Below are 23,031 nucleotides of genomic sequence, written 5' to 3' on the forward strand. Positions count from 1 at the left end.
TAAAATATCAGAAAATAAAGATATTGACTTATTGTTTATTTGTCTTACAATTAAACAAAAGGATATATGGGAAGGAGCGGATGTGAAAGAAAGATTTATAAAGCGCTTTCAGTTAGGGGCTGTATACACAAATAACAGGAGGTTATGTTGATGAGCCGTATCAGAAAAGCACCCGCTGGCATTTTAGGTTTTCCGGTTGCTCCTTTTAACACACAAGGAAAGCTGGAGGAAGAAGCTCTTTTTCAAAACATTGAGTTTTTGCTGAAAGAGGGCTTAGAAGCGATATTTATCGCTTGCGGGTCTGGTGAATTTCAATCTCTCAGCCAGAAGGAATATGAGCAAATGGTGGAAGTCGCAGTCTCTGCAGCCGGGGGAAAGGTGCCGGTTTACACTGGGGTGGGTGGCAACCTCAGCACAGCGCTTGAATGGGCGCAGCTGTCGGAGAAAAAGGGCGCCGACGGCTACTTGATCCTGCCCCCGTATTTGGTGCATGGCGAACAGGAGGGACTGTATCAGTATGCGAAAACGATTATTGAAAGCACTGACTTGAATGCGATTCTCTATCAGCGTGATAACGCCATTCTCGCTGTAGAACAGATCAAACGCTTGACCGAATGTGAACAGCTTGTCGGTGTCAAAGACGGGGTAGGGAATATGGATTTAAATATCAACCTCGTCTATACGATCGGCGACCGCTTGGGATGGCTCAATGGAATGCCTATGGCTGAAGTGACGATGCCGGCTTACCTGCCGATCGGATTCCACTCTTACTCTTCAGCGATTTCAAATTATATCCCGCATATTTCGCGAATGTTCTATGATGCATTGAAAAACGGAGATGCCGAGCTGGTGAAGGAAATCTATCAGCATGTGATTCTCCCAATCAACGACATTCGCAAACAACGAAAAGGCTACGCCGTATCCTTGATTAAAGCGGGGATGGAGATCATGGGGCTGAATGTAAGAAATACAGCCAGACCGCCTGTCGGCCCGGTTGAAAAGGATCATTATCAGCAATTGGAAGCGATTTTGAAGCAGGCGGCTGACCGTTTTCCGAAAAAAGCTGCAACGGTTTGACCAGAAAAAACACGAAAGGGGTAATGGACATGTCTGTGATCACGGAACAAAACACGTATCTCAACTTTATTAACGGAGAGTGGGTTCAGTCTCAATCAGGCGATATGGTTAAGGTCGAAAACCCTGCCGATGTGAATGATATTGTCGGTTATGTACAGAACTCAACAGCTGAGGATGTGGAACGTGCCGTCGCCGCCGCCAATAAAGCCAAAACGGCTTGGAGAAAGCTGACGGGTGCCGAGCGAGGCCAATACTTATACAAAACAGCGGATATCATGGAGCGGCGCTTGGAGGAAATCGCCGCCTGTGCAACGCGTGAAATGGGCAAAACACTGCCGGAAGCTAAGGGAGAAACAGCCCGGGGGATTGCCATTCTGCGCTATTACGCCGGAGAGGGCATGCGCAAAACGGGTGACGTCATTCCGTCTACTGACAAAGACGCCCTCATGTTTACCACCCGTGTCCCGCTCGGTGTGGTCGGCGTGATTTCTCCGTGGAATTTCCCTGTGGCGATACCGATTTGGAAAATGGCGCCGGCACTGGTATATGGCAATACAGTTGTCATCAAACCGGCGACAGAAACAGCTGTGACATGCGCAAAGATCATTGCCTGCTTTGAGGAAGCGGGGCTGCCGGCAGGGGTCATCAATTTGGTGACAGGCCCAGGCTCTGTTGTCGGGCAGGGACTTGCTGAGCATGACAGTGTAAACGCCGTTACGTTTACCGGTTCAAATCAAGTCGGAAAAATCATCGGGCAAGCCGCTTTAGCGAGGGGAGCTAAATATCAGCTTGAAATGGGCGGCAAAAACCCTGTCATCGTAGCTGATGACGCTGACCTTGAAGCTGCGGCTGAAGCTGTCATTACGGGGGCCTTTCGTTCAACCGGCCAGAAATGCACCGCGACAAGCCGTGTCATCGTACAAAGCGGCATTTATGAGCGCTTTAAAGAAAAACTGCTCCAGCGCACAAAGGATATTACAATCGGAGACAGCTTAAAAGAGGATGTCTGGATGGGACCGATCGCCAGCAAGAATCAGCTTGATAACTGCCTGTCATACATTGAGAAAGGCAAGCGGGAGGGCGCTTCCCTTTTAATGGGAGGAGAAAAGCTGGAGAACGAAAAGTATCAAAACGGCTATTATGTTCAGCCTGCCATCTTTGACAATGTGACATCTGAGATGACGATTGCCCAGGAGGAAATCTTCGGTCCGGTGATTGCTTTGATCAAGGTTGATTCGATGGAGGAGGCGCTGGACATCGCCAATGATGTGAAGTTCGGTTTAAGTGCATCCATCTTCACGGAAAACATCGGCAAAATGCTTTCTTTCATTGATGAAATTGATGCCGGGCTGGTTCGGGTGAATGCAGAAAGCGCAGGCGTTGAGCTGCAGGCGCCTTTTGGCGGCATGAAGCAGTCGAGCTCCCACTCCCGCGAACAGGGCGAGGCAGCGAAGGACTTTTTCACAGCGATCAAAACCGTTTTTGTGAAGCCGTAATGGTGCTGGAAAGAGGCGTATGTCTCTTTCCCAGCTTTATCACAGCCAGCATATGATTCTCTACTTTGAAAAGGAGAAGATACTATGAAAAAAGACTATGCGAGTGTTACACCGGCGGGCAAAAAAACGTCTGTGCGCTGGTTCATCGTGTTTATGCTGTTTCTTGTGACCTCTATTAACTACGCGGATCGAGCGACGCTTTCCATCACCGGAGATTCCGTCCAGCATGATTTGGGGTTGGATTCGGTCGCCATGGGATATGTCTTTTCTGCCTTTGGCTGGGCCTATGTCATCGGACAGCTTCCGGGCGGCTGGCTGCTGGACCGTTTTGGTTCAAAGACTATCATTGCGTTAAGCATCTTTTTCTGGTCGTTTTTTACGCTGCTGCAAGGGGCGATTGGCTTTTTCTCAGCCGGCACAGCGATTATCCTGCTATTTGCACTGCGTTTTCTGGTAGGCTTATCAGAAGCGCCTTCATTTCCCGGAAACGGCAGAGTTGTTGCCTCATGGTTTCCAAGTTCCGAGCGCGGGACAGCTTCAGCCTTTTTTAATTCAGCACAATACTTCGCAATCGTCATATTTTCTCCTTTAATGGGCTGGCTCACCCACTCTTTCGGCTGGCATTCCGTCTTCGTTGTCATGGGGGCTGCGGGGATTCTTCTGGCTGTCATCTGGCTAAAAACGGTGTATGAACCGAAAAAACACCCAAAGATTAACGAAGCTGAGCTTGCGTACATCGAACAGGGCGGCGGGCTGATTTCCATGGATGACAGTAAAAGCAAACAAGAAACAGAATCGAAATGGCCGTATATCAAACAGCTGTTAACGAACCGCATGCTGATTGGCGTGTACATCGCGCAATATTGCATTACGACTCTCACCTATTTCTTTCTCACATGGTTTCCGGTATATTTGGTTCAGGCCCGCGGCATGTCTATTCTAGAAGCTGGGTTTGTCGCCTCCCTGCCGGCGCTGTGCGGATTTGCCGGCGGCGTGCTTGGAGGTATTGTGTCCGACATCTTACTCAAAAAAGGCCGTTCACTGACCTTTGCTAGAAAAGTGCCAATCATTGCCGGCATGCTGCTGTCTTGCAGTATGATCGTCTGCAACTATACAGCTTCAGCGTGGCTCGTCGTTGTTATTATGTCGCTCGCGTTTTTTGGAAAAGGCTTCGGCGCACTGGGCTGGGCTGTCGTGTCGGACACGTCTCCGAAAGAGTGTGCAGGACTGAGCGGCGGTTTGTTCAACACTTTCGGAAATATTGCCTCGATTACAACACCGATTATTATCGGTTACATCGTCAATGCCACAGGATCATTTAATGGCGCGCTCGTGTTTGTCGGCGCTAATGCGATTGTTGCGATCCTCAGCTATTTGCTGCTGGTCGGCCCGATTAAACGGGTCGTGTTAAAGAAACAAGAACAAGACCCCGATCAATCATTGCCTGTCTAATATTTATGAAAGCGCTTTATAAAAGGAGGAGAAAGCATGGGTTCATCGATACAAGAGCAGGTTCAAAAAGAAAAGAGATCGAATATTCCCTTAATTTCAGAAATGAAGGTGATTCCGGTTGCGGGACATGACAGCATGCTGCTGAATCTAAGCGGAGCGCACAGCCCGTTTTTCACCCGGAATATCGTAATCTTAACAGACAGCAGCGGAAATCAGGGAGTCGGTGAGGTGCCAGGCGGAGAGCGTATTCGCCGCACACTGGAGCTGGCAGAGCCGCTTGTTGTCGGAAAATCTATTGGTGCGTACCAGGCGATATTGCAAAGGGTCAGAAAGCAGTTTGGCGATCAGGACAGGGGAGGACGCGGAATCCAGACTTTTGATTTGCGCACCACTGTGCACGCCGTCACCGCATTGGAAGCGGCTTTGTTAGATTTACTTGGAAAATTTCTTCAGGAACCTGTCGCAGCTTTGCTTGGCGAAGGGAAGCAGCGCGATGAAGTGAAAATGCTTGGTTATCTTTTTTACATCGGTGACCGAAAGCGGACGACCTTGCCGTATCAAAGCGATGAGCAGTCAGATTGTGCGTGGTTCCGTCTGCGCCATGAGGAAGCGCTGACGCCGGAGGGCATTGTGCGTCTTGCCGAATCCGCACAGGAGCGCTATGGCTTTCAGGATTTCAAGCTCAAAGGCGGGGTGCTGCGGGGAGAAGAAGAAATCGCAGCTGTTACCGCCTTATCGAAACGTTTTCCGGAGGCAAGAATCACCCTTGATCCGAACGGGGCATGGTCATTAGAGGAGGCTATCGCATTATGCAAAGGAAAGCAAGATGTACTCGCGTACGCTGAAGATCCATGCGGGGATGAGAACGGCTACTCCGCTCGCGAAGTGATGGCTGAATTCCGCCGCGCGACAGGGCTTCCGACTGCGACAAATATGATTGCGACAGACTGGCGGGAAATGGGTCACGCGATTCAGCTTCATGCGGTGGATATACCGCTGGCTGATCCGCACTTTTGGACGATGCAAGGGTCGGTGCGGGTTGCGCAAATGTGCCATGATTGGGGTTTGACATGGGGCTCACACTCCAACAACCACTTTGATATTTCCCTTGCGATGTTTACCCATGTGGCAGCAGCGGCTCCGGGGCGCATCACGGCGATTGATACCCATTGGATCTGGCAGGACGGCCAGCGATTAACGAAACAGCCTTTTGAGATTACCGCTGGCTGTGTCAAAGTCCCGGATAAACCTGGGCTAGGCGTCGACATTGATATGGAACAAGTGGAAAAAGCGCATGAGATATACCGGAAAATGAATGTAGGCGCCCGAAATGACGCGATTTCTATGCAGTTCCTGATCCGCAACTGGGAATTTGACCGGAAGCGCCCGTGTCTTGTACGATAAGTTTTATTGTAAATATTGTCATATCGGCTATTTTGTCTTACAATTGAACAACTGAAGGGAGAGTTGTTCGTGTACGAAGGTTTAGAGGATTTGAAAGTCGATACAGTCAATCGGAAAACATTAGCCAAACAGGTCATCGAACGGATTGTCCATTTATTATCGAGCGGCCAGTTGAGGGCCGGAGACAAATTGCCGACAGAAATGGAACTGATGGACATTTTGCATGTCAGCAGGCCGGTGCTTCGGGAGGCGCTCAGTTCACTTGAAACGCTGGGCGTCATTACGAGAAAAACACGCGGGGGCACATATTTCAACGATAAAATCGGCATGCAGCCATTTTCCGTCATGCTTGCCTTGGCGACTGATAATCTTCCGGCAATCATTGAAGCGCGGATGGCGTTAGAACTAGGACTCGTGACGATTGCCGCAGAAAAAATCAACGAGGATGAGCTTCAGCGTTTGCAGAAGACGATCGACGATATTGCCAACAGCACTGACAATCTTTATGGTGAAGCGGATAAAGAGTTCCATCGAATTATAGCGTTAAGTGCCAATAATCCCGTTGTAGAGGGGATGATTCAATCCCTCTTAATCACCCATGCGAAAATTGACAGCCAAATTCCGTACAGGGAGAGAGATATAACGGTCGAATATCACAAAAAAATCTACGACGCCCTTGCCAACAGAGATCCTTACAAAGCGCATTACCACATGTATGAGCATCTGAAATTTGTCCGTGACAAAATTTTAAAAGGGCTGGATGAAAAATAATCGTGAGACAACCGCAGTTGAAACGTAAGAGCTGCGGTTTTTTAAAACCAATTTAGAAAACGCTTACTAAGATATGAGGAGTGATTTTCATATGGCGATGAACCTCAGGCAAAACCAAGCGCCTCTCTACATCAAAGTGAATGACACAGATAACACGGCGATTATTGTAAATGATGGAGGACTGCCAAAGGGCACTGTTTTCTCATGCGGGCTCGTCCTTGAAGAGAATGTTCCTCAAGGCCATAAAGTGGCCTTAACCGATCTCAATCAAGGGGATGAGATCGTGCGTTACGGAGAGGTGATCGGGTTTGCTGATGAGACGATCAAGCGCGGAAGCTGGATACGGGAATCCCTTGTGAGAATGCCTGATCCCCCGGCGTTAGGCGATCTTCCTCTCGCAAACAGAGTGCAGAAGCCGCTGCCCCCTCTTGAAGGATATACATTTGAAGGCTACCGGAATGCGGACGGCAGTGCGGGGACAAAAAATATTCTCGGCATCACCACAAGTGTTCAATGTGTCGTTGGCGTATTAAATTATGCGGTCAAACGGATCAAAGAAGAGCTGCTGCCGAAATACCCAAATGTCGATGACGTTGTGCCGCTGCATCATCAATACGGATGCGGCGTGGCGATCAATGCGCCCGACGCCGTCATTCCGATCCGCACGATTCAAAATCTCGCGAAGCATCCGAACTTCGGCGGAGAAGTAATGGTAATCGGATTGGGGTGTGAAAAGCTCCTTCCGGCAAGAATTGCCTCTGGGAATGATGATGACATTCTATCGCTCCAGGATCATCAAGGTTTTGCGGCGATGATCCAATCCATTTTGGAAATGGCGGAGGAGCGGTTAATCAGGCTGAACAGCAGAACCCGTGTGACATGCCCTGTTTCAGATCTGGTTATCGGTCTGCAATGCGGCGGCAGTGATGCGTTTTCCGGCGTGACGGCGAACCCTGCCGTGGGGTATGCGGCTGATTTATTGGTTCGCGCAGGTGCGACGGTTTTGTTTTCTGAAGTGACAGAGGTACGTGATGCCATTCATTTATTAACGCCGCGGGCTGTCAGTGAAGAGGTCGGACAATCGCTGATCAAAGAGATGAAGTGGTATGACAGCTATCTCCGGCGGGGAGACGCAGATCGAAGCGCAAACCCGTCACCAGGCAATAAAAAAGGCGGATTATCCAATGTTGTGGAAAAAGCGTTAGGCTCGGTGGCGAAATCAGGCACTAGCCCTATCTCCGGCGTGCTCGGCCCAGGTGAAAGGGCAAAGCAAAAAGGCCTGCTGTTCGCGGCGACACCGGCAAGCGATTTTGTGTGCGGCACCCTGCAGCTGGCTGCGGGCATGAATCTGCAGGTGTTTACGACAGGGAGGGGAACACCGTACGGCCTGGCGGCTGCACCGGTGCTGAAAGTATCGACGCGGCATTCATTATCAGAGCATTGGGCGGATTTAATCGATATCAATGCCGGCCGAATCGCGACAGGAGAGGCCAGTATCGAAGATGTAGGCTGGGAAATCTTCAGAACGATTTTGGATGTGGCAAGCGGCCGCAAACAAACGTGGGCTGACCGTTGGGGTCTTCATAACGATTTGTGCTTGTTCAATCCTGCTCCAGTGACTTGATTCATTTTTTTATAGCGATGAGATGGAATATGCTGTAAAATGAAAATCAGCGTATAGGAAACGGAGGGGTTACAGCATGGCATTCATTAGATTCCGAGTGACACGAATTCAATAGTGAACAACTCTCGCCTGAATGCGGGAGAATCGGGATGAATCCGCCTATGTATGAGCCCTTATATGGTTATCAAAAAAGAGGGTGGCGATACCTGCCTTCTTTTTTTGTGCCTTCAAACATCCCTTCTCTCTACAGCAGGCCGGAGCATGAGAAAGGGGAAATGGGGATGACAAACCTTACCGAAAAACAGCTAATTACAGAGATTGTCGGGCTTGCACGCAGCCAAGGTTTGACGGTTCATTCTAAGAACGCGCAATTGAATGAAACCGGAATGGACTTTCAAGTTGTATTTGCCGAGGACGATACAGGTATGCAATGGGTGCTGCGAAAGCCGCGTCGCAGTGATGTTGTGGAAAGAGCATCTGCGGAAGGCAAAACGCTTGCCTTTCTCAGCACGAATCTTACAGCTGATGTGCCGGATTGGAGAATTCACACACCGGAATTGATCGCTTACCCAATGTTAAAAGGAACGCCGACGGCTGAAATTGATTTGGAACAGAAACAATATGTATGGAACATGAATCATCAGCCGCCATCAGACGATTTTGTTCATACACTTGCCGGCATACTGGCAGAATTACATGACACAAATCAAACAGCTGCCGGACAATCGGGAATAGAAGTGATAAAGCCAGGAGATTTCAGGCAAATGACAGCAGACTCTATGGTTGATGTGAAAAATAAGCTTGGTGTATCTAGTCAGCTTTGGGAAAGATGGCAAACGTGGATAAATGATGATGCATACTGGCCTGGTTTTTCTGCACTGATACACGGCGATCTCCACCCGCCGCATATTCTTATCGACCAAAATGAACGTGTCACAGGGCTTCTGGATTGGACAGAAGCGAAGGTTGCCGATCCAGCCAAGGATTTTGTTCTTTATCAAACCATTTTCGGGGAAAAAGAAACTGCCCGTTTACTTGAACACTATGATCGAGCAGGCGGCCAAATATGGGCAAAAATGCAGGAACACATTTCAGAGATGCAGGCGGCGTATCCGCTGGAAATCGCCAAGCTCGCTCTGCAAACACAGCAGGAGGAGCACGTTGATATGGCGCTTGAAGCACTCGGTGTAACATCGGATTAAGAATTGACTTCATTTCATGAACCAAGTATTATAAACTTTACAAATAATAGAACGGAACAACAATCGTGAGGAAGAGTAAGTACGCATCAGAATGGAGGTTCAGAGAGTCGGTGGCAGGTGTGAACCGATCCTCCCCTGATGCCGAATGGGCTTCTGAATTGCTTTGCTGAACGGATAGTAGGCGATGCCGGGTTTCTCTCCCCGTTACCAAGAGAGGAGTATTGAAACATAGGTTTTCTGTACTTAGAGTGAACGGCTGTATAGCTGTTAATAAAGGTGGTACCGCGAGACCCTCGTCCTTTGCATAGGACGGGGGTTTTTTTGTGTTTCTTAAAGGAGGTGACGGCCAATGGACGATGGCTGGTGGTGCATAGCAGATGAATAGGAAAGGAGGATGTCAAATGGTCATTGCAACTGATGATCTTGAGGTCACATGTCCTAAATGTGAAAGAGCGGGAGAAATTGAAGGAACACCATGCCCGGCTTGCAGCGGGAAAGGTGTTATTCTGACTGCCCAAGGATATACGCTTCTCGATTTTATCCAAAAGCATTTGAATAAGTAAAGGAGAATAGCTGAGCTGAGATGAGAGAAGAAGAGAAAAGGAAGTTTCGCGAGGCCGCTTCAGGTACAATTTTTTTGCTGATCGGAACGGTTTGTTTTGCGTCTAAGTCAATTTGGATTAAATGGGCCTATCAAATGGGTGCTGAGCCAGACGCGGTGTTGTTATACAGACAGCTGTTTGCTGTTCCGCTGTTTTGGCTGATTTTTTTGATATACCGCCCTTCAATGCCAGACGGCAATAAAAAAGGGGACCTAGTGAAGGCCTGTGTCGCGGGCGTGTTTTGTTTTTTTCTGTCTCCCTTGCTTGATTTTATCGGGCTGAACCATGTATCCGCAATGGTTGAGCGTATATTGCTTATGAGCTGTCCGATATTTGTAATCCTATTTACAGCGTGTCGTGATCGGAATATGGTTACAGTTCAGGACCTTTTCACAGTGCTGGCGGTCATGTTTGGCCTTTTCTTTGCGCTTGGCGGATGGGATACTGAGCTCTTTCAGGCAAATATGATTGGATCTGCATTCATTTTGTTATCCTCGGCCGTCTATGCTGGTTATCTTGTTCTTTCCGGGCGGCTCGTCCATCAAATCGGAGGCATCCGTCTTAATGCATACGGGATGACAGCAGCCGGAGCGGCCATGATGCTTTACACAGGGATCAAATCGGCGGCTGGCATGAATACGCCAATAGCAGCATACCCGCTTGCTATGTACGGTGTTTTTGCGGTCATTGCAGTCGCTACCACTGTGGTTCCATTTGTGCTAATGCTTGAGGGGATTAAACGAATCGGGGCACAGCGAGCCGCCGCCATTTCAATGACAGGGCCTGTCCTGACGATTTTCATTGGAGCTTTATTTCTCGATGAACGGCTTCGGCTTATTCAAGCCATCGGGTGTGGTGCCGTATTCTTTGTCATTACGGTGATGGAATACAAGAAGCTGAAAACAGGAAAAAATGAATAATTTTTATAAAACACACACGTTTTTCAATTACAATAAGTGTAATTACGTGTGTGTTTTTTGATTTTGTAAAGGTTAGGTGAGAAGATGCAGAGCATATTGCTTGTGGAAGACGACCACTCAATCAGTGAAATGGTGGATCATTATTTAACAAAAGAAGGCTTTCGGATTGTACATGCTTTCGACGGAGAAGAGGGCATCCGGCTGTTTCAGCAGAGTTCATACGATTTGATCCTCCTCGATATCATGCTCCCGAAGCTGAACGGCATGGATTTTCTGAAAATCATCCGGGAAAGAAGCAATATACCGGTCTTAATGATTTCGGCAAAAGACGGAGAGGTTGACAAGGCATTGGGATTGGGTTTTGGGGCGGATGATTATATCGCCAAACCGTTTTCGATGATTGAGCTGACAGCAAGAGTAAAAGCCGCGATACGAAGGGCGACGCAATATTCAGCAGAGGAACCGGCTGAGAATAAGGTGATCCGGATTCACCAGCTTGCGATCGATATAGACAATGTCTCAGTTATGAAAAATGGAGAACCGCTTCAGCTGACATCAACAGAATGGCAGCTGCTGTGCCTATTTGCGGCAAATCCTAAAAAAGTGTTTACGAAAGAACAAATCTACCGTTCTGTCTGGAATGAAGAGTATTTTGGCGATCAAAACATTATTAACGTACATATGCGGCGGCTTAGAGAAAAGATTGAAGATGACCCCTCCTCCCCTCAATATATTAAAACGCTATGGGGCATCGGTTATAAATTAGGAGAGTTTTAGAATGACAGTGCTATGGGTGGCCGCCGTCATCGTTCTGGCGTGCCTGAATGTGATTCAATTCATAATGAAAAAGAAGCGAGACGGGAATTTGGCATATATGGCAGAACAGCTTGGCTCCATGCTCAGGCAGGATTCGGCGGGGCGAATTTTGCTTCCTACAGACGATCAAGCGCTCAAAGACTTGCTTGTTAACATCAATCTTTTCCTTGAGAATCGTCAGCAGATCAGTGCCCGGTTTGCGAAAACAGAGCATTCCATGAAGCGAATGCTGACCAATATGTCGCACGACCTGAAAACGCCGTTAACGGTCATTCTCGGTTATATCGAAACCATCCAAAGTGATCCGAACATGCCAGACGAAGAGCGGGAAAGATTGCTGGGGAAGCTCCGCCAGAAAACAAATGAACTCATTCAGATGATCAATTCCTTTTTTGATTTAGCGAAATTAGAATCTGAAGATAAAGACATCCCAATCACCAAAGTGCATATGAACGACATATGCAAACGCAATATCCTGCATTATTATGACGCAGTTCAGTCTAAAGGCTTTCGTGCAGCCATTGATATCCCGGATACGCCGGTGTATGCGCAGGCGAATGAAGAGGCTCTGGACAGAATCCTGCAAAACCTATTGTCAAATGCGATTCAGTATGGCGCGGCCGGCAAGTTAATCGGACTGACGCTGTCATATGATGAGAGGAACATTGCCATCACCATATGGGATCGCGGAAAAGGGATAAGTGAAACCGATCAGCAGCGGGTGTTTGAAAGGCTGTACACACTTGAAGAATCCAGAAATAAAGCATTTCAAGGAAGCGGTCTCGGTTTAACCATCACAAAGCGGCTTACAGAAAAAATGGGGGGCGCTATATCTGTCAAAAGCAAGCCGTACGAACGGACTGCATTTACGATCACATTGAAACGCATGACATTTTAAACGTAAGAATTTCGTAAGGTTTGAGAAATAAAAATGACAGGGCTCGCCGCTACAATAGAAAACAGGAAAAGAGAGGGAAGGAGAAACAAATTTGACTTATATCGTACAAACAAACGGACTGACCAAAACGTATCAGGGCAAAGAGGTTGTATCCGATGTCAGCATGCATATTAAAAAAGGTGAAATCTATGGCTTTCTCGGCCCGAACGGCGCGGGGAAAACAACCATTATGAAAATGCTGACCAGCCTTGTTAAACCGACAAGCGGTGAAATCAGCATCCTTGGGAATAAGCTCACCCACACGTCATATGAGGTGCTGGGGAACATCGGCAGCATGATTGAATATCCGATTTTTTATGAAAACCTGACAGCTGAAGAAAATTTAGAGCTGCATTGTGAATACATGGGATACCACAATAAAAAAGCCATTCAAGAAGTGCTGGATATGGTGAATTTAAAACAAATCGACAAGAAGCCAGTCAAAACATTTTCGCTCGGTATGAAGCAGCGCCTTGGAATTGCTCGTGCCATTCTCACAAAGCCGGATCTGCTTATTCTGGATGAGCCGGTGAATGGGCTTGACCCTCTCGGCATTAAAAAAATCAGGCAATTGTTTCAAGTGCTGAGCAAAGAGTACGGCATAACGCTGCTGATTTCAAGCCACCTGCTGGGTGAAATCGAACAAATCGCGGACACAATCGGCGTCATTCGGGACGGCAGACTGCTTGAAGAGGTATCAATGGAGGATGTCAGAGGCCAGAACACTGAATACATTGAGCTTGTTACATCGAATCAGACAAAGGCCTGCTTTGTGCTTGAGAAAGAGCTGCATTTATCGAACTTTAAAATCTTAAATGAAAAAACGATTCGAATTTACGAGGCTGAAGCCTCTCAGTCTGACATATCCAAAGCATTGATTTTGAATGATGTAGACATTGAATCAATGAACAAAAAGTATACGTCGCTGGAGGATTATTTTATCAACTTGATCAACGGCAATAGCATCAGTGCGTAAAGGAGGAGAGACACGTTGATGAATTTGATCAGAATCGAATTAAGAAAAATGAAGATGGGCTGGTATGTCAGAGGCGCCCTCATTGCCAATTTGATAATCATGGGCTTTTTGTGGCTGATCAGTTACTCCGAAAAAGCCGAAGGCGGGGTTTCGTTCCAAAGCATGGAGGAAGCGTTTCTCATCATCGGCACTTTCGTCAGAGCGGTATTCATCGTTTTTGGCGCGGTGCTGATCGCAAAATTGGTGATTTCCGAATATAAAAACAAAACCATTCTTGTCATGTTCACGTACCCGATCAGCCGTAAAAAACTGCTCACTGCTAAACTCATGATCGCGGGCGGACTGACATTTATCACGATCTTACTTTCGAATACACTTATAGCTGCCGGTTTCGTTGCGCTGAACTCAATCTATCATTTCATACCGGGAGAGCTAACTTCTGACATCATGTCACAGCAGGCCATAAAAATGGCGGTTTTCGCTTTTGGCGCCGCTGGAACCAGTTTAGTTCCCATCTTTTTTGGGATGCGTAAATATTCGGTTCCGGCAACCATCATTTCGTCTGTCGTGATTGTAATGCTCATCAGTTCAACCAGCCCGGGTTTCTCCATTTCGTCTGTCGTTTATATTCCATTATCTTTGGCAGCTTTCGGTTTGGTTTTTTCATACATGGCGATCCGGAACGCAGACAAACAGGATGCGTAAACAAAGGCGCCCAATATTCAGAAAGAGCCGATGCTGTCAGCACCGGCCTTTCCATTATGAGTCTGTTCTTGTTTCAAGATAATGCTTCTTGCCAATCTCTTTGCTCATCATATAGAAATGGAAGCAATATTCACCGATTGCCATGGCGATCGCGCCGAATAAAGCCGCCAACGCAACTTCACCGCCAGTCATCCCCAGGGAGAGCGGCATGCCCATCAGCCAGATCACGAGAAAGGCCAAGCCAAAGTCAGCCAAAGTTGCAATCATATTATTCCATCTCGGCAATACATAAAGATCGCCCAGCAAATAAGAAATAACCCCTAACACAATCGTCATTAGCAGCGTATCACCAAACGTGAAACCAAAGCCCAGACCAAGCACCAGATACAACACAATAATCGTCATAATACCTTTAATCGCGAGCGCTTTCACATGTGTCATTACATTTCCTCCTTTTGTCAGTTGATTTGTTATGTATAATTCCTCAAATGTAAAAACTTAAACCTTATTTCGTGTTTTTCCGGAGGCGGGTGCAAAATTGCTGGGAGAGGGGGGGGCCAGCGCCCATACGTCAGCGGAAATTGCGGCGGCCGTCTCGCACCAGACGCTGCCTTGACGGCCAACCGCCCATTTTTCTTTGTAGCAAACAAAATGTTTGGTGTTTTAAGATGAATTAATTTAAAAACTTCTCCTGTCCCTCCGTCATCACTTCTGAAGTAATGAAATATGATGAAAAGAGATCAAGGGGAGGTGACGTGATGGCGGTCGTGAGAGCAACGAGTGCGGATGTCGATTTGATGGCAAGGCTGCTCAGAGCGGAAGCGGAAGGCGAAGGCAAGCAGGGGATGCTGCTTGTCGGCAACGTTGGAATTAATCGGCTGCGGGCGAATTGCTCAGATTTTAAAGGCCTCCGCACCATCAGGCAGATGATTTATCAGCCACACGCGTTTGAGGCTGTGACTCATGGATATTTTTATCAAAGGGCGCGGGATAGCGAGCGTGCCCTTGCACGCCGGTCGATTAATGGTGAAAGGCGCTGGCCTGCGAAATTTAGTTTATGGTACTTCAGGCCGGAGGGAAACTGTCCCGCCCAGTGGTATAACCAGCCGTTTGTGGCCAGGTTTAAGTCACACTGCTTTTATCAGCCGACGGCGGAGACGTGTGAAAATGTATATAACACATTTTAGACAGGACACCGTTCAAATTGAACGGTGTTTTTCTTTGAAGAAATGCAATGGAAAATATTCCTGTGAAAAGAACTGACGGAGATGACAGAATGGTAACAATCGACCTGCAAAAGAAAAGTGTAATGATCGTACTGGAAAAAAGCAATTAACGAAGGTGATGGCTCGTGTCGGACTGGTTCTTGATATAACGGGACGGTTCAACATGTGGTGGAGCGGAATTTGGCAGTGGCTGATCAGTTTGATGAGTTGCTGGATGTATGTGTGTATGATAATGAATATTCCCGATAAAAGCCAGTTTCAGAAAAGGATTTTTCGGGCTATGTCGAGCGTGGAATTTAAAATAATGATCGCTTGCATAAATTCGGCAGAAATGATGAGCCGCCGGTCATGAAGGACATGTTGCGCAAATATGTTGCGGAGGAACCGAGCTCGTATCCCGCTTTCATTGTTTTTATCAATGACGGAGGCTGTAAAAAGTCAATCAAACCAATTATTGAAGCCTCCTTTGATAAAACGGTGTTCTGGCAGTTTGGCGGCATTGGAAAATTGATTTTCTCAATAAACTCCATACGCTAGAAGGGCGTGTCGTTGGTAACACGAACTTCCTGTATATCGAAGAAATTGACCGCATTTCTGATGATGAGCTTTATGATGCTCTGCCCTGCTGAATTTCCATTTTGGCTGAAAGAAGCGATGGAAAAAGGAATTGTAAGAGATCAAGAGCCCCCTGCTGAAAACCCGAAAAAGAAGGGCTTTTTCAGCAGATTGTTTTCGAAATAACTGATAAGGCACTGAGCCATTCTGCGAAATGGCTCAGTGTTTTTGTTTTTTTAAGTTCATGTGAAGAAAAATAGGCCGAATGGGCGGCTTGCAAACGACAGGATATGCAGGAAACGCGCAATTCAGCCAGCTTTCGGCATGTTTCAGCGGCAGGCTTGTGAGGGAAGACCTGTTTTTGATGTTCAGCGCTTACAATCGGTTCACACTTCTTCACAGTCGTTTAACAATGATTTCCTATAATGGAGACGATCAATGAGGAGAGAGGGGATCTTGAATGGCATACGACAGTCGTTTTGATGAATGGGTACAGAAACTGAAAGAGGAAAGCTTTCAAAACAATACGTTTGACCGCCGCAAATTTATTCAAGGAGCGGGGAAGATTGCAGGACTTTCTCTTGGATTAACGATTGCCCAGTCGGTTGGAGCCTTTGAAGTAAATGCTGCGCCTAAATTCTCAAGCTATCCGTTTACATTAGGGGTAGCGTCAGGTGATCCGCTTTCTGACAGTGTCGTGCTCTGGACGCGCCTGGCACCAGATCCGCTGAATGGCGGGGGAATGCCGAAGCAAGCGGTGCCTGTCAAATGGGAGGTTGCAAAGGATGAGCATTTTCGCAAAATCGTAAGAAAAGGCACTGAAATGGCTAAACCGAGTCTTGCCCATTCCGTTCATGTGGAAGCGGACGGGCTTGAGCCGAACAAAGTGTACTATTACCGTTTCAAAACCGGACATGAACTAAGCCCTGTCGGAAAAACAAAAACACTGCCTGCCCCTGGCGCCAATGTGCCGCAAATGACCTTTGCGTTTGCTTCCTGCCAGCAATATGAGCATGGATATTATACGGCCTACAAGCATATGGCGAAGGAAAAGCTTGATCTTGTCTTCCATCTCGGTGATTACATATATGAATACGGGCCAAATGAGTATGTATCAAAAACGGGCAATGTCCGCACGCACAACAGCGCGGAAATCTATACGCTGCAAGACTATCGAAACCGTCACGCCCAATACCGCTCTGATGCCAATCTTAAAGCAGCACATGCTGCGTTCCCTTGGGTTGTGACATGGGATGACCATGAAGTCGAAAACAACTATGCCAATAAAATACCGGAAAAAGGACAGTCGGTTGAAGCATTCGTGCTCCGCCGCGCGGCAGCATATCAGGCATACTATGAACATATGCCGCTCCGCATTTCATCTTTGCCGAATGGCCCGGATATGCAGCTGTACCGGCACTTTACGTACGGAAACCTGGCGTCCTTCAATGTGCTTGATACCCGCCAGTACAGGGATGACCAAGCCAATAACGACGGCAATAAGCCGCCTTCTGATGAATCACGAAATCCGAATCGAACCCTGCTTGGAAAAGAACAGGAGCAGTGGCTTTTCAACAATTTGAGCAGCTCGACCGCCCACTGGAATGTGTTGGCGCAGCAAATTTTCTTTGCGAAATGGAATTTTGGGACAAGCGCAAGCCCGATCTACAGCATGGATTCTTGGGACGGCTATCCGGCTCAGCGCGAACGGGTTATCAATTTCATTAAAAGCAAAAATCTGAATAATGTTGTCGTACTGACGGGTGATGTACACGCAAGCTGGGCATCGAATTTGCATGTCGATTTCGAGAAGACAAGTTCAAAAATATTTGGAGCCGAATTTGTCGGAACCTCGATCACATCCGGAGGAAACGGCTCAGATAAGCGGGCGGATACAGACCAAATTCTAAAAGAAAATCCGCACATCAAGTTCTTTAACGACTATCGCGGATATGTCCGATGTACAGTGACGCCTCACCAGTGGAAAGCCGACTATCGGGTGATGCCGTTTGTGACCGAGCCGGGCGCAGCCATTTCCACGCGGGCTTCATTCGTTTACCAGAAAGATCAAACCGGGCTGAGAAAGGTATCATCTACAACAATCCAAGGCGGGGTGAAGCAATCCGATGAGGTCGAAGAGGATCGTTTCTTTGCGCACAACAAAGCCCACGAGAAACAAATGATTAAGAAGCGTGCAAAAATCACGAATTAAGGAGTGAAAATTATGTTTTCAAACATTGGAATACCGGGCTTGATTCTGATCTTCGTCATCGCCCTCATTATTTTTGGCCCTTCCAAGCTGCCGGAAATCGGACGAGCCGCCGGACGGACACTGCTGGAATTTAAAAGCGCCACAAAATCACTTGTGTCTGGTGATGAAAAAGAAGAGAAATCAGCTGAGCTGACAGCGGTAAAGCAGGACAAAAACGCGGGCTGAATGCTGAGGAGGCAGACACCGGGTCTGCCTCTTTTTTTTTTATGAAAGGGAGGGCTTTTTTGAATGGATAAAAAAGAAACCCATCTGATCGGGCATTTAGAAGAGCTTCGCCGCCGGATGATCATAACCCTCGCGGCATTTCTTCTATTTCTCATCACAGCTTTTTTATTTGTACAGGACATTTATGACTGGCTGATCAGGGATTTGGACGGAAAGCTGGCTGTGCTTGGTCCGAGTGAAATTCTTTGGGTGTATATGATGCTTGCCGGCATTTGTGCCATTGCAGCCTCCATCCCTGTTGCCGCGTACCAGCTGTGGCGTTTCGTTGCCCCGGCGCTGACGAAAACGGAGCGGAAGGTGACGCTCATGTACATACCAGGTTTATTTACGTTGTTTTTGGCGGGCATCTCCTTCGGTTACTTTGTCTTGTTTCCAATCGTGCTCAGCTTTTTGACTCATTTATCCTCGGGCCATTTTGAAACGATGTTTACGGCTGATCGCTACTTCAGGTTTATGGTGAATTTGAGCCTGCCGTTCGGCTTGTTGTTTGAGATGCCCTTGGTGGTGATGTTTTTAACAAGGCTGGGCATCTTAAATCCCTACAGGCTGGCCAAAGCGAGAAAGCTGTCCTATTTTCTGCTGATCGTTGTGTCTATATTGATTACACCGCCGGATTTCATTTCTGATTTTCTCGTGATGATCCCGCTTCTTGTCCTGTTTGAAGTAAGTGTCACCCTATCAGCGTTTGTGTACAAAAAGAGGCTGAGGGACGAAACGGCGGCCGCTTAGTGCAGCGCACCGCCTGGTGACTTCACATCCTCATCATATTGTGCGGCCGTAACAGCGGCGATTCTCAATGCCCGGACAATCGTGTCGAGGCTGAGGCTCGGCGCTGTTTTGTCTGTTGTTTGCTCCGGAATGTAAGGAATATGAATAAACCCTCCGCGAATGTGCGGAGCTGTCTGGCTAATGTGATCCATTAATCCGTAGAACAAATAGTTGCATACAAAGGTCCCCGCTGTATACGAAACAGCGGCCGGAATGCCGTTTCCCTTCATTTTTTCAGTCATTCGTTTCACGGGAAGTCCCGTCCAGTAAGCGGCGGGCCCGTCTGGAGAAATCTCCTCATCAATTGGCTGCTGTCCTTCGTTATCGGGGATTCGCGCATCTGCAAGGTTGATCGCCACTCGTTCCGGTGTGACCTGCATCCGTCCTCCTGCTTGGCCGACACAAATCACGATATCTGGCTGATGCTTTTGAATGGCTTGGCGCAGAGTGTCCAGAGCGGATCTAAAGACGGTTGGAATTTGTTCCGCTGTAATGATGGCTTCATCCGTCTCGAAACCATTAAGACGTTTTGACGCTTCCCATGATGGATTGACGGTTTCTTTGTCAAAAGGATCAAAGCCTGTGATCAGCACTTTTTTTCTCATCTACTCATCTCCTTTTTCTTTTATTCTATTGTTTATTTATGGGTTTTTCATCAAAATAATGTAAAGGAGTGAATCATAATGGCACATTTGCCGGAGCAGTATCGCCAGTTATTCCCAACCTTGCAGACACATATGATGCTTGCCAGCTGTTCTCAGAGCGCGTTGGCAGAGCCTGTATCAAGGGCGATCCAGGATTATCATGACAGCTTGCTGCATAGGGGGACGAACTGGAAAGAAGCGATTGAAAAAACAGAGAGTACGAGAAACGAGTTTGCTAAGCTGATCGGAGCTGAACCGGATGAAGTGGCGATTGTGCCGTCAGTTTCTGATGCGCTAGTTTCCGTAGCATCGGCCCTATCTGTTTTTAGAAAGAAACATGTTGTGTATACGGAGATGGATTTTCCGGCAGTGTCTCATGTCTGGCAGGCACAATGCGACTATCACATATCTGTCATTCCATCAATAGACGGCGTGATGCCGCTCGAACAGTATGAAACGCATATTTCAGAAGAAACAGTGCTGACGTGTATTCCTCACGTTCATTATCGTGACGGCTATGTTCAGGATATAAAAGCGATCGCCGAGATTTCTCAGAGAAAAGGCTCTCTATTATTTGTGGATGCTTATCAATCAGCGGGTCACATTCCCATTGATGTGAAGGAGTGGGGCGTAGATATGCTGGCGGCAGGCTCCCGGAAGTATTTGCTCGGCATACCGGGTGTGGCGTTTCTTTATGTAAGAAAGGAGCTGGCAGACGCACTGAAGCCGAAAGCATCAGCTTGGTTCGGCAGAGAGAACGGATTTGATGGGGCTTATGCAAAAGACGCGCGCCGTTTTCAAACGGGCACCCCAGCTTTTATTAGCGTATACGCAGCTGCAGCGGCTTTGTCGCTGTTGAATCATATCGGGGTTTCTCATATCCGGAAGCATGTAAAAACGATCTGTGCCGATGCTTGTCAATATGCTGCTGCAAAAGGCCTGCAGCTGGCGTCAGCACAAGGCGGGGTTCAGCCGGGCATGGTTGCGATCCGGGATGAGCGGGCATCGGAAACGGCGGAATTGCTGAAGAAGAAAAAAGTGATTTGCGCGCCGCGGGACGAAGTCATCCGTCTCGCTCCCCACTTTTATAATACGAAGGAGGACATGCGGCACGCGATTGATGAAATCGCGGTGAAAATGATTGATAAGTAAACATAGAAAAGCCCCTGAACACTAGGTCAGGGGCTTTTCATATTAATGATCTACTTTAACGCGCTTCATAAAGAATGCGCCAACTAAACCGATAATGGCAACAATCATCGCAAACACAAACGCGTGCTGCACACCCGCTGTCAAAGCTTGCGGGATGACTGCCGGATCGGCAGGGTTTTTAACGGTGCTCATATAATCATGCTGGCCTGCAGCCATAATGCTGACCGCAACCGCTGTTCCGATAGCGCCCGCCATTTGCTGCAGTGTATTCATAATGGCGGTGCCGTCTGGATAAAACTCGCGCGGCAATTGGTTTAAACCATTTGTCTGCGCAGGCATCATGATCATAGAAATCCCGATCATCAAGCAGGTGTGCAGGATGATAATCAGCACAGCCGTTGATGTGGTTGTGACATTTGAGAAGAACCAAAGAACAACAGTGACAATCACAAATCCAGGAATGACAAGCCATTTCGGCCCGTATTTATCGAACAAGCGGCCTGTAACAGGGGACATAAATCCATTTAAAATACCGCCTGGCAAGAGAACAAGACCAGATGCAAATGCCGTCAGGACTAAGCCGCCTTGCAGGTACATCGGCAGAAGCAGCATAGATGACAGAATGACCATCATGCAAATGAACACCATGACCACACCCAAAATAAACATCGGGTATTTGAACGCACGGAGGTTCATCATCGGCTGCTTCATTGTCAGCTGGCGGATTGAAAATAGGATAAGGCCGACAACGCCGACAATCAGCGACACGATAACAGTCGGGCTGGACCATCCCCCGGAGCCTTCACCCGCGTTGCTGAATCCGAACACAATGCCGCCGAAGCCAATCGTCGACAGGATGATAGACAATACATCGATTTTCGGCTTTGTCGTTTCAGATACATTCTGCATATATGCGATACCGAAAACAAGCGCCAGCACAAGGAACGGAAGAGAGATCCAGAAAATCCAATGCCAGTTGAGGTGCTCCAGAACCAATCCTGAAAAAGTTGGGCCGATGGCGGGCGCGAACATAATGACAAGCCCGATCGTTCCCATTGCGGCGCCCCGTTTATGAGGCGGGAAAATCACCAAGATTGTGTTAAACATCAGCGGCAGTAAAAGACCGGTTCCAAGTGCTTGAACGATCCTTGCCGCTAATAAAAACGGGAAGCTCGGCGCAAGCGCCGCAATGAATGTGCCTAAAATTGAAAAGATAAGTGACACGGTAAAAAGCTGTCTTGTTGTGAACCACTGCAACAGCAGTCCAGAAACAGGAACCAGGATACCGAGGACAAGCAGGTAGCCCGTCGTTAACCATTGAACGGTTGCCGCTGTAATGTTCAATTCCTTCATAAGGTCGGTTAACGCAATATTCAGCGCTGTTTCACTGAACATGCCGATAAAACCGGCCAACAGCAAGGAAATCATAATCGGCATCACTTTGTATTGCTGAGATGCTTTAGCTGTTGTTTCCAAAATCATTTCCCCTCTCTATCAACTGCATGTAGGATGTCGTTTTTTATCTCTTCAGCAGGTCAGGAATGCAGCTGGAGATATGAAGGAGCGGCGTACTGTTTTTTGCCGTCAAAGATAAAAGAATGCCGCCTTCAATCATCGCGTTAACTACAGTGCTGGCTTCTTTTGCATGGCTCTCGCTGCAGCCAGCCTGCCGCAGTTTTTCCTCATATACAGAGGCCCATTCTTTGTAGGCTTCATGGCAGGCTTCACGCAATGGTTCGCTTTTCAATGACGTCTCAGCCGCTAGCAAGCCCACAGGCAAGCCTTCAATGTCTTCCGTACATGAAAACTGGCAGGAGAGCTCCTTCAAAAAGGCTTGAATGCCTTCCGCTGGATCGGTGTAGGCTTCCATACAGTCGGCGATTTTCTGGCGGATATACTCCTTCATCTCATTCACGGCTTCGATCGCAAGCTGTTCTTTACCGCCGGGAAAGTGGTAATAAAGAGAGCCTTTAGGTGCGCCGCTTTCCTTTATAATCTGGTTCAGCCCCGTGCCGTAATACCCTTGCAGCTGAAAAAGCCGGGTAGCTGCCGAAAGGATTTTCTCACGGGAATCTCCATAACTCATAACATTCCCACCTTACTGAATTCAATCAAAAATATAGTGACTGGTCTATTATCTTGATTCGTTCATCAATTGTCAAGAGAAATTCATTGTATGAAAAGGCAAAAAAAGAAGTATATTACAA

General features: G+C 47.6%; 23 protein-coding genes, 2 pseudogenes and 1 other annotated feature. Of the genes and pseudogenes, 20 read left to right on the top strand and 5 right to left on the bottom strand.

All coding sequences use genetic code 11. The features are described 5' to 3' along the window. Positions 1 to 150 precede the first annotated feature (150 nt). The 13 genes from kdgD to MY9_RS01515 all read left to right on the top strand — a co-directional run bounded on the left by kdgD (position 151) and on the right by MY9_RS01515 (position 13,982). A complete protein-coding gene (kdgD, locus tag MY9_RS01455; RefSeq protein ID WP_041521239.1) occupies positions 151 to 1,077 on the top strand; it encodes a 5-dehydro-4-deoxyglucarate dehydratase in 927 nt (308 codons plus the stop codon). A gap of 29 nt (positions 1,078 to 1,106) precedes the next feature. After that, on the top strand, positions 1,107 to 2,573 hold the full coding sequence (gucD, locus tag MY9_RS01460; RefSeq protein ID WP_014662632.1) for an alpha-ketoglutaric semialdehyde dehydrogenase GucD: 1,467 nt from the start codon (positions 1,107 to 1,109) through the stop codon (positions 2,571 to 2,573). Positions 2,574 to 2,657: 84 nt separating this feature from the next. Then, a complete protein-coding gene (gudP, locus tag MY9_RS01465) occupies positions 2,658 to 4,025 on the top strand; it encodes a glucarate transporter GudP (RefSeq protein WP_014662633.1) in 1,368 nt (455 codons plus the stop codon). A 36-nt stretch (positions 4,026 to 4,061) separates the two neighbouring features. Then, positions 4,062 to 5,429, top strand: coding sequence for a glucarate dehydratase (gene gudD / locus MY9_RS01470; protein ID WP_014662634.1), 1,368 nt, complete (start codon positions 4,062 to 4,064; stop codon positions 5,427 to 5,429). Between the two features lie 69 nt (positions 5,430 to 5,498). After that, the gene (locus tag MY9_RS01475; protein WP_014662635.1) at positions 5,499 to 6,200 is read left to right on the top strand and encodes a FadR/GntR family transcriptional regulator; all 702 of its coding nucleotides are present in this window, start codon (positions 5,499 to 5,501) and stop codon (positions 6,198 to 6,200) included. 91 nt (positions 6,201 to 6,291) lie between these two features. Then, positions 6,292 to 7,824: a galactarate dehydratase gene (gene garD / locus MY9_RS01480; protein ID WP_014662636.1), complete on the top strand. Its 1,533-nt coding sequence runs from the start codon at positions 6,292 to 6,294 to the stop codon at positions 7,822 to 7,824. A 281-nt stretch (positions 7,825 to 8,105) separates the two neighbouring features. Beyond that, positions 8,106 to 9,026 (top strand): macrolide 2'-phosphotransferase MphK, encoded by a 921-nt coding sequence (gene mphK, locus MY9_RS01485; RefSeq protein ID WP_041521469.1) that lies wholly within the window; start codon positions 8,106 to 8,108, stop codon positions 9,024 to 9,026. A gap of 56 nt (positions 9,027 to 9,082) precedes the next feature. Then, positions 9,083 to 9,330, top strand: a binding site (T-box leader). Between the two features lie 97 nt (positions 9,331 to 9,427). Then, positions 9,428 to 9,589 carry an anti-TRAP regulator gene (gene rtpA / locus MY9_RS01490; RefSeq protein WP_014662639.1) on the top strand — a complete coding sequence of 54 codons (162 nt, stop codon included), beginning with the start codon at positions 9,428 to 9,430 and terminating at the stop codon, positions 9,587 to 9,589. 20 nt (positions 9,590 to 9,609) lie between these two features. After that, a complete protein-coding gene (locus MY9_RS01495; RefSeq protein ID WP_014662640.1) occupies positions 9,610 to 10,548 on the top strand; it encodes a DMT family transporter in 939 nt (312 codons plus the stop codon). Positions 10,549 to 10,644: 96 nt separating this feature from the next. Beyond that, entirely contained in the window at positions 10,645 to 11,325 is a 681-nt protein-coding gene (ycbL, locus tag MY9_RS01500; RefSeq protein ID WP_080478300.1) for a two-component system response regulator YcbL, read from the top strand. Position 11,326: 1 nt separating this feature from the next. Further along, complete coding sequence (locus MY9_RS01505; protein ID WP_014662642.1) at positions 11,327 to 12,262, top strand: HAMP domain-containing histidine kinase; 936 nt, start codon at positions 11,327 to 11,329, stop codon at positions 12,260 to 12,262. A 91-nt stretch (positions 12,263 to 12,353) separates the two neighbouring features. Beyond that, positions 12,354 to 13,277 (top strand): ABC transporter ATP-binding protein, encoded by a 924-nt coding sequence (locus tag MY9_RS01510; protein WP_014662643.1) that lies wholly within the window; start codon positions 12,354 to 12,356, stop codon positions 13,275 to 13,277. A gap of 18 nt (positions 13,278 to 13,295) precedes the next feature. Then, positions 13,296 to 13,982: an ABC transporter permease gene (locus tag MY9_RS01515; RefSeq protein WP_081483658.1), complete on the top strand. Its 687-nt coding sequence runs from the start codon at positions 13,296 to 13,298 to the stop codon at positions 13,980 to 13,982. A 20-nt stretch (positions 13,983 to 14,002) separates the two neighbouring features. On the opposite strand, the pseudogene MY9_RS21800 reads toward MY9_RS01515, so the two are convergent. Continuing rightward, positions 14,003 to 14,065, bottom strand: a pseudogene (locus tag MY9_RS21800) (hypothetical protein); the annotation flags it as partial. Next, the gene (locus tag MY9_RS01520; RefSeq protein WP_014662645.1) at positions 14,037 to 14,423 is read right to left on the bottom strand and encodes a YndM family protein; all 387 of its coding nucleotides are present in this window, start codon (positions 14,421 to 14,423) and stop codon (positions 14,037 to 14,039) included. The gene MY9_RS01520 and the pseudogene MY9_RS21800, both read right to left, overlap by 29 nt. A 317-nt stretch (positions 14,424 to 14,740) precedes the next feature. Here MY9_RS01520 and cwlJ point away from each other — a divergent pair, with 317 nt between their 5' ends. From cwlJ to tatC, 6 genes and pseudogenes are all read left to right on the top strand, one after another. After that, entirely contained in the window at positions 14,741 to 15,169 is a 429-nt protein-coding gene (cwlJ, locus tag MY9_RS01525; RefSeq protein ID WP_014662646.1) for a cell wall hydrolase CwlJ, read from the top strand. 89 nt (positions 15,170 to 15,258) lie between these two features. Then, a pseudogene (locus MY9_RS01530) lies at positions 15,259 to 15,949 on the top strand (VWA domain-containing protein). Positions 15,950 to 16,028: 79 nt separating this feature from the next. Continuing rightward, positions 16,029 to 16,205: a hypothetical protein gene (locus MY9_RS01535; protein WP_014662649.1), complete on the top strand. Its 177-nt coding sequence runs from the start codon at positions 16,029 to 16,031 to the stop codon at positions 16,203 to 16,205. Positions 16,206 to 16,223: 18 nt separating this feature from the next. Beyond that, on the top strand, positions 16,224 to 17,975 hold the full coding sequence (phoD, locus tag MY9_RS01540) for an alkaline phosphatase PhoD (RefSeq protein ID WP_014662650.1): 1,752 nt from the start codon (positions 16,224 to 16,226) through the stop codon (positions 17,973 to 17,975). Positions 17,976 to 17,987: 12 nt separating this feature from the next. Then, positions 17,988 to 18,200 (top strand): sec-independent protein translocase protein TatAD, encoded by a 213-nt coding sequence (gene tatAD / locus MY9_RS01545; RefSeq protein ID WP_003223835.1) that lies wholly within the window; start codon positions 17,988 to 17,990, stop codon positions 18,198 to 18,200. Between the two features lie 63 nt (positions 18,201 to 18,263). Continuing rightward, positions 18,264 to 18,989, top strand: a complete 726-nt coding sequence (gene tatC, locus MY9_RS01550; RefSeq protein WP_014662651.1) for a twin-arginine translocase subunit TatC — start codon at positions 18,264 to 18,266, stop codon at positions 18,987 to 18,989. Here tatC and pcp read toward each other — a convergent pair. After that, the gene (gene pcp, locus MY9_RS01555; protein WP_014662652.1) at positions 18,986 to 19,633 is read right to left on the bottom strand and encodes a pyroglutamyl-peptidase I; all 648 of its coding nucleotides are present in this window, start codon (positions 19,631 to 19,633) and stop codon (positions 18,986 to 18,988) included. The genes tatC and pcp overlap by 4 nt on opposite strands. Positions 19,634 to 19,711: 78 nt before the next feature. Between pcp and MY9_RS01560 the strand changes: the two genes are divergently transcribed. Beyond that, positions 19,712 to 20,824 (top strand): aminotransferase class V-fold PLP-dependent enzyme, encoded by a 1,113-nt coding sequence (locus MY9_RS01560; RefSeq protein WP_014662653.1) that lies wholly within the window; start codon positions 19,712 to 19,714, stop codon positions 20,822 to 20,824. Between the two features lie 42 nt (positions 20,825 to 20,866). On the opposite strand, the gene lmr(B) is transcribed toward MY9_RS01560, so the two are convergent. Continuing rightward, complete coding sequence (gene lmr(B), locus MY9_RS01565) at positions 20,867 to 22,306, bottom strand: lincomycin efflux MFS transporter Lmr(B) (protein ID WP_041521240.1); 1,440 nt, start codon at positions 22,304 to 22,306, stop codon at positions 20,867 to 20,869. A gap of 37 nt (positions 22,307 to 22,343) precedes the next feature. Further along, positions 22,344 to 22,910 carry a transcriptional regulator LmrA gene (gene lmrA, locus MY9_RS01570; protein WP_014662655.1) on the bottom strand — a complete coding sequence of 189 codons (567 nt, stop codon included), beginning with the start codon at positions 22,908 to 22,910 and terminating at the stop codon, positions 22,344 to 22,346. Positions 22,911 to 23,031 lie beyond the last annotated feature (121 nt).

This window comes from Bacillus sp. JS, from assembly GCF_000259365.1.
Classification (GTDB): Bacteria; Bacillota; Bacilli; order Bacillales; family Bacillaceae; genus Bacillus; species Bacillus stercoris.

Bases quoted from the DNA above. Each gene is read 5' to 3' on its own strand.
- kdgD (WP_041521239.1), top strand. From the start codon at position 151: ATGAGCCGTATCAGAAAAGCACCCGCTGGCATTTTAGGTTTTCCGGTT.
- gucD (WP_014662632.1), top strand. From the start codon at position 1,107: ATGTCTGTGATCACGGAACAAAACACGTATCTCAACTTTATTAACGGA.
- gudP (WP_014662633.1), top strand. From the start codon at position 2,658: ATGAAAAAAGACTATGCGAGTGTTACACCGGCGGGCAAAAAAACGTCT.
- gudD (WP_014662634.1), top strand. From the start codon at position 4,062: ATGGGTTCATCGATACAAGAGCAGGTTCAAAAAGAAAAGAGATCGAAT.
- garD (WP_014662636.1), top strand. From the start codon at position 6,292: ATGGCGATGAACCTCAGGCAAAACCAAGCGCCTCTCTACATCAAAGTG.
- mphK (WP_041521469.1), top strand. From the start codon at position 8,106: ATGACAAACCTTACCGAAAAACAGCTAATTACAGAGATTGTCGGGCTT.
- rtpA (WP_014662639.1), top strand. From the start codon at position 9,428: ATGGTCATTGCAACTGATGATCTTGAGGTCACATGTCCTAAATGTGAA.
- MY9_RS01495 (WP_014662640.1), top strand. From the start codon at position 9,610: ATGAGAGAAGAAGAGAAAAGGAAGTTTCGCGAGGCCGCTTCAGGTACA.
- MY9_RS01505 (WP_014662642.1), top strand. From the start codon at position 11,327: ATGACAGTGCTATGGGTGGCCGCCGTCATCGTTCTGGCGTGCCTGAAT.
- MY9_RS01515 (WP_081483658.1), top strand. From the start codon at position 13,296: ATGAATTTGATCAGAATCGAATTAAGAAAAATGAAGATGGGCTGGTAT.
- MY9_RS01520 (WP_014662645.1), bottom strand. From the start codon at position 14,423: ATGACACATGTGAAAGCGCTCGCGATTAAAGGTATTATGACGATTATT.
- cwlJ (WP_014662646.1), top strand. From the start codon at position 14,741: ATGGCGGTCGTGAGAGCAACGAGTGCGGATGTCGATTTGATGGCAAGG.
- MY9_RS01535 (WP_014662649.1), top strand. From the start codon at position 16,029: ATGGGCGGCTTGCAAACGACAGGATATGCAGGAAACGCGCAATTCAGC.
- phoD (WP_014662650.1), top strand. From the start codon at position 16,224: ATGGCATACGACAGTCGTTTTGATGAATGGGTACAGAAACTGAAAGAG.
- tatAD (WP_003223835.1), top strand. From the start codon at position 17,988: ATGTTTTCAAACATTGGAATACCGGGCTTGATTCTGATCTTCGTCATC.
- tatC (WP_014662651.1), top strand. From the start codon at position 18,264: ATGGATAAAAAAGAAACCCATCTGATCGGGCATTTAGAAGAGCTTCGC.
- pcp (WP_014662652.1), bottom strand. From the start codon at position 19,633: ATGAGAAAAAAAGTGCTGATCACAGGCTTTGATCCTTTTGACAAAGAA.
- MY9_RS01560 (WP_014662653.1), top strand. From the start codon at position 19,712: ATGGCACATTTGCCGGAGCAGTATCGCCAGTTATTCCCAACCTTGCAG.
- lmrA (WP_014662655.1), bottom strand. From the start codon at position 22,910: ATGAGTTATGGAGATTCCCGTGAGAAAATCCTTTCGGCAGCTACCCGG.